Annotated in this window: 11 protein-coding genes and 1 tRNA gene; 10 read left to right on the plus strand and 2 right to left on the minus strand. The window is 64.1% G+C overall.

Annotated elements, in window-relative coordinates; all coding sequences use genetic code 11:
• The first annotated feature begins 141 nt into the window (after window positions 1–141).
• Both B1756_RS07680 and B1756_RS07685 read left to right on the plus strand, forming a co-directional pair.
• Window positions 142–420, plus strand: a complete 279-nt coding sequence (locus B1756_RS07680; RefSeq protein ID WP_086888006.1) for a DUF433 domain-containing protein — start codon at window positions 142–144, stop codon at window positions 418–420.
• The gene (locus tag B1756_RS07685; RefSeq protein ID WP_086888007.1) at window positions 417–704 is read left to right on the plus strand and encodes a DUF5615 family PIN-like protein; all 288 of its coding nucleotides are present in this window, start codon (window positions 417–419) and stop codon (window positions 702–704) included. The genes B1756_RS07680 and B1756_RS07685 overlap by 4 nt, the downstream gene beginning before the upstream one ends.
• A 168-nt stretch (window positions 705–872) precedes the next feature.
• On the opposite strand, the gene B1756_RS07690 is transcribed toward B1756_RS07685, so the two are convergent.
• Window positions 873–1,076, minus strand: coding sequence for a hypothetical protein (locus B1756_RS07690; RefSeq protein ID WP_086888008.1), 204 nt, complete (start codon window positions 1,074–1,076; stop codon window positions 873–875).
• A gap of 447 nt (window positions 1,077–1,523) precedes the next feature.
• Between B1756_RS07690 and B1756_RS07695 the strand changes: the two genes are divergently transcribed.
• The 7 genes from B1756_RS07695 to B1756_RS07725 all read left to right on the plus strand — a co-directional run bounded on the left by B1756_RS07695 (window position 1,524) and on the right by B1756_RS07725 (window position 13,162).
• The gene (locus tag B1756_RS07695) at window positions 1,524–1,772 is read left to right on the plus strand and encodes a UPF0175 family protein (RefSeq protein WP_086888009.1); all 249 of its coding nucleotides are present in this window, start codon (window positions 1,524–1,526) and stop codon (window positions 1,770–1,772) included.
• The gene (locus tag B1756_RS07700) at window positions 1,759–2,250 is read left to right on the plus strand and encodes a PIN domain-containing protein (protein WP_086888010.1); all 492 of its coding nucleotides are present in this window, start codon (window positions 1,759–1,761) and stop codon (window positions 2,248–2,250) included. Before B1756_RS07695 ends, B1756_RS07700 begins: the two co-directional genes overlap by 14 nt.
• Before the next feature lie 678 nt (window positions 2,251–2,928).
• Window positions 2,929–7,443 (plus strand): BGTF surface domain-containing protein, encoded by a 4,515-nt coding sequence (locus tag B1756_RS07705; RefSeq protein WP_086888011.1) that lies wholly within the window; start codon window positions 2,929–2,931, stop codon window positions 7,441–7,443.
• 94 nt (window positions 7,444–7,537) lie between these two features.
• Window positions 7,538–8,497: an NAD-dependent epimerase/dehydratase family protein gene (locus B1756_RS07710; RefSeq protein WP_086888012.1), complete on the plus strand. Its 960-nt coding sequence runs from the start codon at window positions 7,538–7,540 to the stop codon at window positions 8,495–8,497.
• 601 nt (window positions 8,498–9,098) lie between these two features.
• On the plus strand, window positions 9,099–9,773 hold the full coding sequence (thiE, locus tag B1756_RS07715) for a thiamine phosphate synthase (protein ID WP_086888013.1): 675 nt from the start codon (window positions 9,099–9,101) through the stop codon (window positions 9,771–9,773).
• Window positions 9,770–10,612, plus strand: a complete 843-nt coding sequence (gene thiM / locus B1756_RS07720; RefSeq protein ID WP_086888014.1) for a hydroxyethylthiazole kinase — start codon at window positions 9,770–9,772, stop codon at window positions 10,610–10,612. The genes thiE and thiM overlap by 4 nt, the downstream gene beginning before the upstream one ends.
• 483 nt (window positions 10,613–11,095) lie before the next feature.
• Window positions 11,096–13,162, plus strand: a complete 2,067-nt coding sequence (locus tag B1756_RS07725; protein ID WP_086888015.1) for a DEAD/DEAH box helicase — start codon at window positions 11,096–11,098, stop codon at window positions 13,160–13,162.
• A 21-nt stretch (window positions 13,163–13,183) separates the two neighbouring features.
• Here the strand turns inward: B1756_RS07725 and B1756_RS07730 are convergent, their stop codons facing one another.
• The gene (locus B1756_RS07730) at window positions 13,184–13,435 is read right to left on the minus strand and encodes a pro-sigmaK processing inhibitor BofA family protein (RefSeq protein WP_086888016.1); all 252 of its coding nucleotides are present in this window, start codon (window positions 13,433–13,435) and stop codon (window positions 13,184–13,186) included.
• A gap of 81 nt (window positions 13,436–13,516) precedes the next feature.
• Between B1756_RS07730 and B1756_RS07735 the strand changes: the two genes are divergently transcribed.
• A tRNA-Pro gene (locus B1756_RS07735) sits at window positions 13,517–13,589 on the plus strand.
• Window positions 13,590–13,880 lie beyond the last annotated feature (291 nt).

Below are 13,880 nucleotides of genomic sequence, written 5' to 3' on the forward strand. Positions count from 1 at the left end.
CCGGACGTCCTCGAGCAGGACGAGTAGACCGGATGCTCGGGCTGGCTCGAGGACCGAGCGCCGCTCGAGTATCCACGTGTGAAGTCGAGGCCCGCTCGAGCCGACTCTTTAAATATCGTGCCGACCAAGTACTGACACAACATGGCGACTGTCGTCCGGACGGATGACGTTCTCGGTGGCGAGCCACGGCTCGAGGGAACACGGGTCGGCGTCCTCGACGTATACGAACTCGTCGTCGGCGGTGGCTATCCACCCGCAGACGTTGCAGACCAGCTCGATCGGTCACTCGGTGAGGTGTATACGGCACTCGCCTACTATCACGAGCACCCGGAAGAAATGCGTGAGTGCCGTCGGGAACGTGAGGAAGCAGTGGCCGAACTCGCTGACAGGGCACTCCAGCCACCAGAACCCGCACAGTGACCTGTTCGTTTTGCACCGACGAACACGTTCCCAGTGTCTTCGTCACGACCCTTCGATCTGGTGGATACGAGGTCGTGACCGCAAACTCGGTGTTCGGCGAAGGGACCGACGACCGAAGCCTGCTCGAGTACTGTAGCGATGCAGACCACGTGTTCATCACGCACGATAAGAAGGATTTTGGAGGAGTTCTCGGTTCTGTAGTCGACCACGCAGGGATCGTAATTTACACGGATCCGGTGTTTCTCCGGGCAGAGCCAGATTCTGCAGTTCGAACACTCGAGTGAGCACTCGAACACTTTTCGCCGGAAGAGATTCGTGGTGAACGGATCTGGCTCGATCAGTGGCGTCGAGAAAATCGGTAGGGCTCAACAGTATCGGTACGAAAACAGCAGTTATCTCGCCCAGTCGATCGCTCGTTCCACTTCGTCCGGCTCGATCCTTTCCGCGGCAAATCAGCTCTGGGTTCGCTCACGTACTTCACGAGAGACGCCAACTGGGTCCGCTTCGATATCAGCTTGAAATTCCAGCAGACGACTCACGAGATCGTTCAGCGCACTCACGCGCGTCGATCCCTCGCCAACGACGCCAGTCTCACTATCCACTGCCTCGAACTGGCCGTCGATCTGTGAGACTTCGACAGTCGAGGTCGTGCTCATTAGCATCATCTACTGCGTACTCCTTCGAAAAAGCTTCTCCGTCGCCGTGTGACGTGGTGGAGGCTACTTGACAGGTGCCCGCCGATGACCGACGTCCAGTGCTTCTGGGCCGACGAGGCGGACCTACCCGACGGCCCGGACATTCCCATCTGTCCGCGGTTTCACACCCCATCACCCACGTCACCAGCACCGGCCCCGGAACCCACGTCGCCACCCCCTGTGGCTGTCCCGTCTCGCCGCGCGTGCTCGAGCGCGAGTAAGCCGGGTGCCCGGGCTGGCTCGAGGACGAAGCGCCACTCGAGAACCCGGCGTCCGGAATCACCGGTAGACGTGGTCGGCCACCGGTGCTCGAGTAGCCGTCGACAGCCAGCGTACAATCGACCGCTCGAACGAAAGCGAGTCCCCTGCTCCCAAGAGGCTTTGTATCCGAGCCACCTATCTCATCGTATGCGGACGATCGAGGTTCCAGCGGACGTGTACGACTCAGTCTCCGTTCCAGAAGGTGAACGGGAAGACGTACTCAGACAGGAGCTAGCACTGTCGTTGTATCGAGAACGAATGCTCTCGTTCGGAAAGGCGCGAGAACTCGCCGGGATGTCCCACCGGGAGTTCCAGCGGCTCCTCGGCGAGCGCGAGGTCGAGCGCCACTACACTGACGACGAACTGGCAGAAGACCTCGAGTATGGGCGACGATAATCTGATCGTTGCGGATACATCGCCCCTTTTAAACCTCGCGTTGATCGACCGACTCGAGTTCGTCCGTAATCAGTTTTCGACGGTCGAGGTTCCAGAACAGGTCTGGACTGAGCTGATGGATGGCGTCAATGGCGTCGAGACGCTCCGTACCGCCCACAACGACGGAGTGCTCGAAATCGTCCCGGTCGAGAAAACACCACTCTTCGAAGAATTTCGACGGAATCTCGACGTCGGAGAGGCAGCAACACTTGCATACGCGATCGACACGAACGCGGATCTCGTACTGCTCGATGAGCGTGACGCACGCCAGACTGCCCGACGCCACGGGCTCGAGATGACAGGTGTGATCGGCATACTCCTGCGCGAGTTTGGAGGGGAGCCAGACGCGTTACGGACGGAACTCGATCGACTCCGGAGTGCGGGGTTCTGGATCTCCGAAAGCCTGTATGAGACTGCCATCGAGCGTGCCAGAAACTAATTCGGTTCCAGATCACGAAACCGCCACACTCGACGTTCATCGGATCGAGCAGCGAAGTGGTGCGTATACTGCTGCCAACGATTGACGTGCCGTTCGAAACGAGCGACGGGTTCTGGACAGGCCCTCAACATCCCCATCTGCTCCGGCTGTGACACCCCCCATTACCCACGTCACCAGCACCGGTCCCGGCACCCACGTCGCCACCCCCTGTGGCTGTCCCATCTCGCCGAGCGTGCTCGAGCGCGAGGACTAGAGCCGGGTGCCCGGGCTGGCTCGAGGACGAAGCGCCACTCGAGAGCCCAGCGTCCGGAATCACCGGTAGACGTGGTCGGCCACCGGTGCTCGAGTAGCCGTCGGCAGCCAGCTGCACATCTCCAGCGGCCGTGGGTCGCTACACGGGTGAGAAACCTACACAGCCGGCTCCCCGACTGACCCGTCGAAAAATATTCACACCAGATCCATTAGAAGAGCTATTTTGAAACTAGGTTCAATAGAAACAGCGTTTATATTTTTAATTCTCTAGTTCTTGTATATTTATTAATCTCCGCGATTAATCATCCTGTTATCCCGTGGCACGTAGCGTGCGGGAGTCGATCCGATCCAGTGAGCCGTCGCTCTCGCGTTCGCACGTTGGGATCGACCAGCGCCACACGGGACCCACAATGGACGAGCATATCTATGACACAGACAACGTACCGTGACAAGGGACGAGCGGTAACGCTGGCCGTCCTGCTGATCGTATCGGTCGTTGCGATGTCCGCGACGGTTGCGGGCGGCGCAGCGGCGATCGACACAGTTGAGGAATCGCCAGGACAGAGCACAGCACTATCGACGCACTCGAGCGTTGCGAGCGTCGAAGAAATCGACGGCGGGAGTTTCGAGGCGACGAACACGCACCAGGAGTACGGTGGGTCGATCGCCATCGGCGCGGAAAGTGAAGGTGACTTCCAAGACGAGGGACTGGAGTTCTCGAACGACGAGGGCGACCACATCGCCATCGAGGCCGAGATCGACGACGACGGCACGTGGGAGTCGACCGACGTCCAGTTCCCTGAGATCGATCACGACCTCGCAGACGAGGTCATCGCGGAGACACCGGACGGACTCGCCGGTGAGATCGACGTCGAAAACGACGAGATGACGATCGAGGAGGGTCTGTTCGAGGTATCGGTCGAGACCCTCCTTGGAGATGGTGAGTTCGAGTTCGAGGCTTCACCCACGAGCGGCTCGAGCGGTGCCCTCGAGGGCGAGGCGGACTTCGATTCGGAGTCCGGAACCGCGGTTCTCGTCGATAACGAGTACACCGTCGAGGACACGTCCGGTGATGGAACTATCGACGATGCGCTCGGCCTCCCATCCGAGAACGCTGGCGAGAACTGGATGGAACTCCCACTCGAGTTCGAGTTCGACCTCGAGGAGGGAGAAGATCCAGAGCCAGAACCGGAACCAGAACTCGAGATCGACCTCGCTGACACCGACATCGAGGAAGACGAGACGACCGCGGCGACGGTGACGCTGCTCGAGGGCGACGAGGAAGAAGACGTGACTGCCGCCGCCGACCTGTCGTCGAGCGACGAGAGCGTCGTGACCGTCGACGACGACGGCACCGTCGAGGCAGTCGCCGACGGTGAGGCCACCGTCGAAGCCGAGTACGACGGCGAGAGCGCGAGCGCGTCGGTGACCGTCGACGACGCAGACGACGGAGACGACGAAGACGACGAGGACGAAACCGATCCCGGGACGCTGCGCTACCTCGAGGGCGACGGCTCCGATACTGGGAGCGTGATCTTCCAGGGCCAGACCGTTTACGCCGTCGGTGAGGCGTTCGACGCCGAGGGCGAGGAGTACGAACTCCGCGAAGCCGACTCCTTCGACGACGGTATCGTCGACGACAGTAGCTTCGAGGAAGAGCTGACGAGCGAACACGTCGAGGACCTCGGCATCGACGCCGCTCTCGCAGACGGCGACTACGGCATCGAGATCGAGACCGACGACCTCGAGGACGGCGACTTCTTCCTGACCGGGCCGGGGCTGGACGCGAGTCCATCGCAGTCGGACACCGTCGAAGTGACGGCACAGAGTCTCGATGCCGACTTCGACGCGGAGACGGTGACCAACGAGGGTGCCGACACTGACGTCGACCTCGAGCTCGACTCCCAGCGCGGGAGCTACTCGGTGAACGTCAGCGCCGACGGCGACCTCGACGACGAGGAGCTATTCGCAATGTTCCTCGCCGAAACGTACGACGATCGAACCGACGTCTTCGAGGACGACCTCGTCGGCGACCAGCTTGGACTGAACGCAGACGACCACGACGTCGGCGATGTTGTGGCGGCACTCCGCGACGTGGGCGCGGTTCTCGAGCCGGATGCGACCGGGAATCCACAGCTGTACGAGGGCGTCGACGAGGACCTGAACGTCGGCGAATCGGACGTGACGTTCGGGGCCTTCGACGTTGGGCTCTGGCACGACGACGTCGACGAACTGGTTGTCCTCTACGACGTCTCCGACGGCGAACACGGCGTCGACGTCACCGGCATCGACGAGGACGAGTACGACTTCGAGTTCGCGGTCACGGACACCGACGCCAGCTCGAGCGACGAACTCACGGTCACCGACTCCGACGTCGAGGCCGAATTCGTCGCCCACGAGTGCTGTCCGGACGACGACAGCGTCTACACGCAGGCAGCCGGAGATCCGGTTCACCTGACCGTCGACCTCGAGGACACCGACGACGCCTTCCTCGTCTTCGGTGACGAGGACGTCGGCTACGCTGACATCGTCTACGTCGAGGACGGCACCGGCAACGGCGAGGTGAACGTGACGCTCAACACCCGGATCATGGGAACCGGGAATCCCTACGCCGTCGTCGACGACGAGGACACCGTAAAGAGCCTGATCGACACGATCGACCTCGACGATCCGCTCACGTGGATCGCTGCCCACCACGTCGACAGCGTCGAGGGTGACTCCTTCGCGGACGACCCGATCATGCAGCAGGCGCTCGACCTCGACGACGACGGGACTCTCGAGTTGCCCGAGCCGTTCGACGAACTCGAGCTGTACGAAGACGACGTCGACGGGGACAGCCTGAGTTTCGTCGAATTCCTCGGCGAACTCGAGCTCCTCTCGGATCCCGCCGACGATCCCGGCGAGTTCGTCGACCTCGACGGGATCGATCCGGGTTCGATCGGCGGCGACGACGATCTCGAGGAGGTGATGGCCGAGGCGGTCGACTTCGAGGCTGCAGACACGGCCTACGACCAGCTCGATCGGCCGCTCCAGCCCACGGCGTACACGATCTCGAGCAGTAGCGACGGCGTCTTCGTCGCCGACGACGGCGACCTCGAGGTCGACGACGAACTCGACTCGGCCGTCGTCGACCTCACCGAACCGGGACTCGGCGAGGCCGAAGTGCTCGTCGCACCCGGTGACGACGCCGACGCCCACCACCTCACGGAGTACCTCGATCCGGAGGTCGAGGAAGCGACGCCGACGCCGCGTTCGGAGGTCGCCGAAGACGACCGGCTGATCGTGCGAGCGGACGCCTCCGGCATCTTCGGGCACATGGTCGTCATCGCCGACGAAGGCGACTACGACCCGCTCACCGAGGACGGATTCGAACCGCGCGTGATCTACGACCTGAACGAACTCGAGGGCGAGGGGGTCACCCTCGAGATCGAAGCGAGCGATTCGACCGGCAACCAGGATCCGAACGCCGTCGACTTCGAGAACGCAGAGATCGACGAGGTAGTCGCCTTCGCGAACCACCTCGATGGCGAACTGTACGTCGTCGTCGACACGAGCGCCAGCGGCGCGTTCGAGCGTGATCTCGAGGACGGCGAGACGTTCGAGGCGTCGATCGAGTACGCGGCCGACGAGGACGAACGCTTCTCGCTCCACGGGATTCAGCACTTCCTCGATCCCGAGGATCCGATGCCGTGGCAGGGTGACGCAGACGACGGGATTACCGGTGACGCGGCGTTCCCCTACTTCGAGCCCGACCGAACGGAGACCGTCACCACCGAGTTCAGCGTGGCCGAACCGACGGTCGAGTTCGCCCACCTCGACGACGAGGGCGACGTCGAGATCGAAGCCAGCGACGAGGCCGTCGTGATGGGTGAGACGAACGTCGCCCCCGGGTCGACGGCCGACGTCCGCATCACCAACGCCGGTGAGACCGAGAGCTTCCTGACGACGACTGAGGCAGCGATCGGATCGGACGGCAGCTTCAGTACCGACACCATCGACTTCAGCGAGCGCGACGTCGGCGACGAAGCCGAGGTCGAGTTCCGCGTCGACGGGAGTGCAGTCGGCGACGAAGATGGCGTCTTCGCCGAACAAGTCGAGGTCGAAGCACCCGACGACGAGGACGACGAACGCGGCCCCGGCGAGACGCCACGCGCTGACGACCCCGAGGAGGTCGCAGCGACGATCAACGAGGAGTACATCGCGCCAGTCAACGCCGGGCTCGAGGACGTCAACGACGGCCTCGAGAACGCCGACGACCTCGCGTACGTCGAGAACGTGAGCGCGAGCGACTGGGACGAGGCCGAAGCGGAAGCCGATCGCCTCCGCGAGCGCGCGCCGGAACTGCAGGACGAACTGTACGACGCCGTCGTCGAGGAAATCAACATCCAGGCGGCAGACACGCCACTCGGCGGCGACATCGCCCGGGACGTCGAGACGCCCGACGAGGCGCGAGCCGAAGCCGACCGCCTCCGTGAGGAGTACGGCCTCCTCGGTGGCGACGACATCGAGGAAGCAGCCGAGTCACTCGAGTTCGCGGCAGATCTCGGTGAGGCGATCGACGAGAACCTGCTCAGAGCCGCAGATCAGCTCCAGCCCCCCGAAACCGGCCAGCTCGAGGGGACCGTGATCGACGAGAACGGCGACCCGATTGCCGGCATCGACGTCACCCCGGTCGAATCGAGCGCGTCCGCGACGACCGGCGACGACGGCGCGTTCTCACTCGAGGTCCCGGAAGGCACGCAGCCGATCCGGGTGAGCGGTGACGGGTACGAAACGGTCGAGGAAGTCGTCGAGATCGACGGCGACGAACCGGCCACGCTCGAGGTCGAACTCGAGCGTGCTGACGAGCCCGACGACAGCGTCTCCGGATTCGGACTCGTTGCCGCCGTCGGCGCGCTGCTCGCGGTCGCCCTGCTGGCACGTCGCGCCGGCACCGAGTAGCGCTCGACGCGACCGGTTCCACCGAGCGCGGATTCTTTCGCTGCCAGACACCCCTAGAAACGCTTTTCCGGCCGACTGGAATAGCTGCGAGCGAATGCGACGACAGGATGGCCAGCCACCGATCGCCGACGAACGGATCCTCGTCACCGGTGGCGCAGGATTCATCGGGAGCAATCTCGTGGCCGCGCTCGCCCCCCACAACGACGTTCGCGTGCTCGACGACCTCTCGAGCGGATCGCGCTCGAATCTTCCCCCCGAGGTTACCGTACTCGAGGGCGACATCCGCGACGACGAGGCACTCGACCGCGCGACCGAGGACGTCGACCTGATCTACCACCAGGCGGCGCTGGTCAGCGTCACCGAATCCGTCGACCGCCCAGAAGCGACCCACGAAATCAACGTCGCCGCCACGGTGAAACTCCTCGAGCGCGCCCGCGCCGAGGACGCCCGATTCGTCTTCGCCTCGAGTGCGGCGGTCTACGGTCAGCCCGATGGCGTACCGGTCGCAGAAGACGCCTCGGCCGATCCGGCCTCGCCGTACGGGCTCTCGAAGCTGGCTGCCGAGCGGTACGTCCGGCTCTACGACGACCTCTACGACCTTCCGACGGTGGCGCTGCGATACTTCAACGTCTACGGCCCCGGACAGCTCGACAGTGACTACAGCGCCGTCATTCGCGTCTTCGTCGAGCAGGCGACGAGTGGCGAGCCGATCACCGTCGAGGGCGACGGTACCCAGACGCGAGATTTCGTCCACGTGGAGGACGTCGTGCAGGCGAACCTGCTCGCGGGCGCTGGGGACGCCACCGGCGTCTTCAACGTCGGCACCGGTGAGAGCGTCACGATCCTCGAGCTGGCGGAACTCGTCGCCGACGCGGCCGACTCGTCTCCGGAAATCGTCCACGTTCCGGCCCGACAGGGTGACATCGACCGGAGCCGCGCGGACGTCTCGAAAATCGAGGCCACGCTGGGATACGAACCGACCGTCCGGCTCGCGGACGGACTCGAGGACGTGGTTCGAACGGCTGCGACCGGCCAGCCCGGAGACGGTTCCTGACGGCTCGCGGTCGGACGCTCGAGAGCTGACAGCACCGGGTTCAGACGCTCGAGCCCCGCCGGCCTCGGCCCAGACGCTGTGAGTCGGTGCGTGCAATCGAACGGAACGCTCTTTGTGGTCGATCACGAGCCTCTAGCTGTGGGTGCGTGCGTGACAGTTCGACCCACACTGCGACAGCGGAACGATGCTGTGAGACGATGGGACTCACAGCGTCTCCCCGTTCGACCGCTCCGGGCGACTGGCCACCCAGGTATGTTACGTCAGTTCCCGGACGGACGTTTTCAGCACCCGGCGAACGAGAAGCCGCAGCACCCGTGCCGTCGAACGGCCAAAATAGTTAATTGACACGTCACCCAAGTTAGGAGTGGCGAGGGGGTTGGGGGTTCGCCTCATCCGAGCCGAACGGGACATTCGGCATTCGACAACCACTCTCGCCTTCGATCACCATCTGCACACCCGTGGTGTCTCACCCGCACCACCGGATTTTCGGGGGTGTCGCCCGTCTGATCGTCGGTTTTCGCTTCTGTGAACCGTTCGAACGTGTCAGCGACAGCCGCGCGGAGACCGAAGCCACAAGGTGCCACGTCACACGTCTACGGGTATGACCCGGGATCCCTCGTCCTACAGCACCTACCTCGTGACCCAGGAATCGGCATCGAGCGGCCGCTCGACCCTCGAGATCGTCGAGGCGACGATCGCAGGCGGGATCGACGTCGTCCAGCTTCGAGAGAAAGCGACGCCCGCTCGAGACCGCTACGAACTCGGCCTCGAGTGTCGCGAACTGACAGCCGAGGCGGGGATCGACCTGATCGTCAACGACCGGATCGACATCGCACAGGCCATCGACGCCGACGGGGTTCACGTGGGGCAATCGGACCTCCCGGTCGCGGTCGCTCGCGACCTCCTCGGACCGGACGCGATCGTCGGCTGCTCGGTCGCCACCGTCGAAGAGGCCGCCCGGGCCGAAACCGACGGCGCGGACTACCTGGGCATCGGAACGATCTACGGGACGACCTCGAAGGACGTCGACGATTACAAGGACGAGGTCGGTCCGGAGCGCGTCGCCGAGATCACCGACGCGGTCTCGATCCCTGCGGTCGGCATCGGCGGCATCACTCCCGAAAACGCCGGACCCGTGGTCGAGGCCGGCGCGACGGGCGTCTCCGTCATCTCGGCGATCACGGCCGCCGACGACCCGCAGGCAGCGACCGAGGCACTCGTCTCGAGCGTCGAAACGGCCCAAAACGCGACCGAACCGGACGGGGTGGCACGATGAGCGACGCGAGCCTCGAGCTGACTGCCGACGGCCTCGCGACCGCCCTCGGGCGCATCGCGTCGGACCCCCCGCTCGTCCAGGCGCTGACGAACACGGTGACGATCAGCGAGGTCGCCAATATCATCCTCCACTGGGATGCCCTCCCGGTGATGGCCGACACGCCGGGCGACGCCGGCGAGATGGGGGCCGCGGCCGACGCCGTCCTGTTCAACACCGGACAGGTCCCGGAAAACCGCGTCGAGGCCATGCTCGAGGTAGGACAGGTAGCCAGCGAGCGCGGAATCCCGATCGTCCTCGACCCCGTCGGGGTGGGGTCGACACCGACGCGCCAGACCGTCGCCGAACGCCTGCTCTCGGAACTCGAGTTCGCCGCGATCAAGGGCAACTACGGCGAGATCAGCGCGCTCGCGGGCGTCGAAGCCGACGTCCGGGGCGTCGAATCCGTCGGCGAGTACGACGAGATCGAGGCGACCGCCCGCTCGCTCGCTGACTCGACGGGCGCGGTCGTCGTCGCCTCCGGCGTCGAGGATATCGTCGCGACCGGCGACGCCGCCCACCGGCTCTCGGTCGGCCACGAACGTCTCGGCGAGGTCGTCGGCACCGGCTGCATGCTCGGCGGCACCGTCGCCGCCTTCTGTGGCGCACTCGAGGACGACCACGCGGCAGCCCTGCAGGCCACACTCACCTTCGGTATCGCTGGCGAACGCGCCGCCGAGATGGACCACTCGGGCCCGGGAACCTACCGGGCAGCGTTCGAGGATGCCGTGGCCGGATTCGGTCCAGACGCCGCGGGTGAACTCGAGGGTGAGATCGAAAAGCGAGTCGACCGGCTCGAATGAGGTAGAGGGGCTCGAGTTCTTCAGGACACACAACCACGCCGAAGTGAGTCTTCGGGCATCATACACCACGAATGCCCCGATCCGCCCGACCATCCGCAACTCGTTATCGTTCGAAAGATCTTCGATCTTTCGTGATGACAAAACGTCTTCGACGTTTCGAATCACACTCCTCACTCAGTTGTGGTGCTCACATCGTCGGAGAGACCGAGCGGATCGGTCCCTTCATTCCCACCCAGTCACCAGGCCGGTCAAGCTACGTGGGTGGGAATGAAAGGGGCTGTCACGCTCGCTGAGCGAGACGATGCAAGCACGCGAACGAAGTGAGCGCGCACAGCGAGTTGCAGCCAGCGAGCGTGGCAGGGGCTTTCGTGGCAGCATCAATCGGGGCGTTGGTGCACCGAAGCTGCGCACATACGACACCATCCAACGCTTCTGGAACTAGAGTCCGAATCGCTCAAGTACGGGACCCACATACCCCAACGCGTGTCGAAGCAGGTTCAGGAGGTCGAAACGATCTTCTGTCACGAGACGGGCGACGACTACCTCGTCGTCGTCGAACGTGACGGCAATCGACTCTTTCGGGCGCGACTCGGACTCTCGGAGACCTCGGCCGGTCCCCGGCCAGCGAAGTTCCGGCTGAAAGACGGCTCGAGCGAGGAGCCACGCCAGCCCGACGAGTTCGTCGAACTCGCACGGCGAGCGCGGCGAATTCGCATTTCGGAGCAGACCTCTCGAGGGGCACGTGAGGAACTGCTCGAGATGCTCGCTGGCTACCAGCTCGAGGAGAAAGCCAAGGCCGTCCGGACCTGCCGCTACTGTGCGTCGGCGGGACGCTACTCGCCGATCACGACCGAGACCGCGATCAGGGACGACGCCGACTGGATCTGTACGGACTGCGCTCGACAGGAACTCGAGCGCCAGCTTTCCTACTCGAACGCGGGCAGCGTCACGGGCGCGGCCAGGGAACGCTTAGAGGAGCTGATGCTCGAGGTGCAGGATCTCCAGCGGATCGTGAACTTGCTCGAGGGGCAACTGGACCCGGATCTGACGAAGTTCGATACGATTTCGGCGACGGTCGAGGAGGTCGATCCGGTCCGGGTGGACTCGCTTGACCTGCACCCCGGCCTGCAGACCCTGCTCGAGGACCGATTCGAGACGCTGCTGCCGGTCCAGAGTCTGGCGGTGGAAAACGGTCTCTTCGACGGGGAGGATCAACTGGTCGTGTCGGCGACGGCGACCGGGAAGACGCTCGTCGGCGAGATGACGGGGATCGACCGGGTGCTGAACGGCAAGGGCAAGATGCTCTTTCTCGTGCCCCTCGTCGCGCTGGCCAACCAGAAGTACGAGGACTTTCAGGACGAGTACGGCCACCTCGTCGACGTCTCCATCCGCGTGGGTGCGAGTCGGATCAACGACGACGGCAACCGGTTCGATCCGAACGCCGACGTGATCGTCGGCACCTACGAGGGGATCGACCACGCCCTCCGGACGGGCAAGGACATGGGCGACATCGGTACCGTGGTCATCGACGAAGTCCACACCCTCAAAGAAGACGAACGGGGCCACCGGCTCGACGGGCTCATCTCCCGTCTGAAGTACACGTGCGAGCAGCGGGCAAAGCGTCGGGAGGACTACAGCGGCGCCCAGTGGATCTCCCTCTCGGCGACTGTCGGCAACCCCGAACAGCTCGCGGTCGCCCTCGAGTCGACGCTGATCGAGTTCGAGGAGCGGCCGGTGCCGATCGAACGCCACGTCACCTTCGCCGACGGCCGCGAGAAGGTCCGCATCGAGAACAAACTCGTCAAACGCGAGTTCGACACCGAATCCTCGAAGGGATACCGGGGCCAGACGATCATCTTCACGAACTCCCGCCGGCGGTGTCACGAGATTTCCCGGAAACTCGAGTACGCCTCCGCACCCTATCACGCGGGGCTCGACTACAAGCGCCGGAAGAAGGTCGAACGCCAGTTCGGCGACCAGGACCTCGCGGCCGTCGTCACGACCGCGGCGCTGGCGGCGGGGGTCGACTTCCCCGCCTCGCAGGTGGTCTTCGACACGCTCGCGATGGGCATCGAGTGGCTCTCCGTCCAGGAGTTCCACCAGATGCTCGGCCGCGCAGGCCGTCCCGACTACCACGACGAGGGGAAGGTGTACGTGCTGGTCGAACCCGACTGTTCGTACCACAACTCGATGGAACGCACCGAAGACGAGGTCGCCTTCACCCTGCTCAAAGGCGAGATGGAGTCGGTGATGACCCACTACGACGAGGCCGCCGCCATCGAAGAGACGCTCGCGAACGTCACCGTCGGTGGCAAGGCGGCCAAGGCGCTCAACGACCGCATGCTCGGCGAGGTGCCCACGAAACACGCCGTCGGAAAACTGCTCGAGTACGACTTTATCGACGGCCTCGAGCCGACGCCACTGGGCCGGGTCATCACCGAGCACTTCCTCGACCCGACCGAGGCGTTCACCCTCCTCGACGGCATTCGGAAGGACGCCCACCCGTACGATCTCGTGGCGGACATCGAGTTGCAGGACGCGGAGTTGTAGTCGACCGCGAGCAGAAAACAATCAGAACGCGATTCCGAACAGCGAGAGCACCAGCACGACCAGCGCGCCGGGAACGCCCCCGATGGCGACGATCAGGAGGGCGATCGGCGTGACGGTAACCGAGAGGCCGAACAGGAAATTTGCGAGAAAGAGCACCACCAGTCCCACGACCGCGTTGATCACGAACGGCCGCACCGTCTGGACGATATTCGCAGCCACGAGCACGGCGACGAGCACGGCTGCGAGGAGGAGGATCTCGAGTCCGGTAACCATACCGAAGGAAGGAGCGCTGGCGGCAAAACCGTTCGGGACGGAACGAAACCCTTTATGACCTGCGCGCAGAAGTGGGGGTACGGGATCGTGGGTTAGCCTGGTATACTTCGGGCCTTGGGTGCCCGTGACCGCGGTTCAAATCCGCGCGATCCCATAGCGAGAATAAGGGTTACGCAACCCTTATACGCCGGTTTTACCCGTTTCCCAAAACTCTACTGGGTCCAGTCTGTCCAGTGTCTTCGCTCTCGAGTCGATCTTCTCCTCGAGCTGCTGGTCGCGATCGTCCTCGAGGAGGAACTCCCGACCACAGCAGCCCCGGCACCCTCCCCGGCGGTCCTGTCCCGTAACGGTTCGGCACCAGCATCGACCGAGCGGCGCGAGTGCCGGATGGACGGTAGCCCGGAACCCGCAGCGCGTCGACGCCGTGAGCCTGCGAACGGCGCCG

It is taken from the genome of Natrarchaeobaculum aegyptiacum, from assembly GCF_002156705.1.
Lineage (GTDB): Archaea > Halobacteriota > Halobacteria > Halobacteriales > Natrialbaceae > Natrarchaeobaculum > Natrarchaeobaculum aegyptiacum.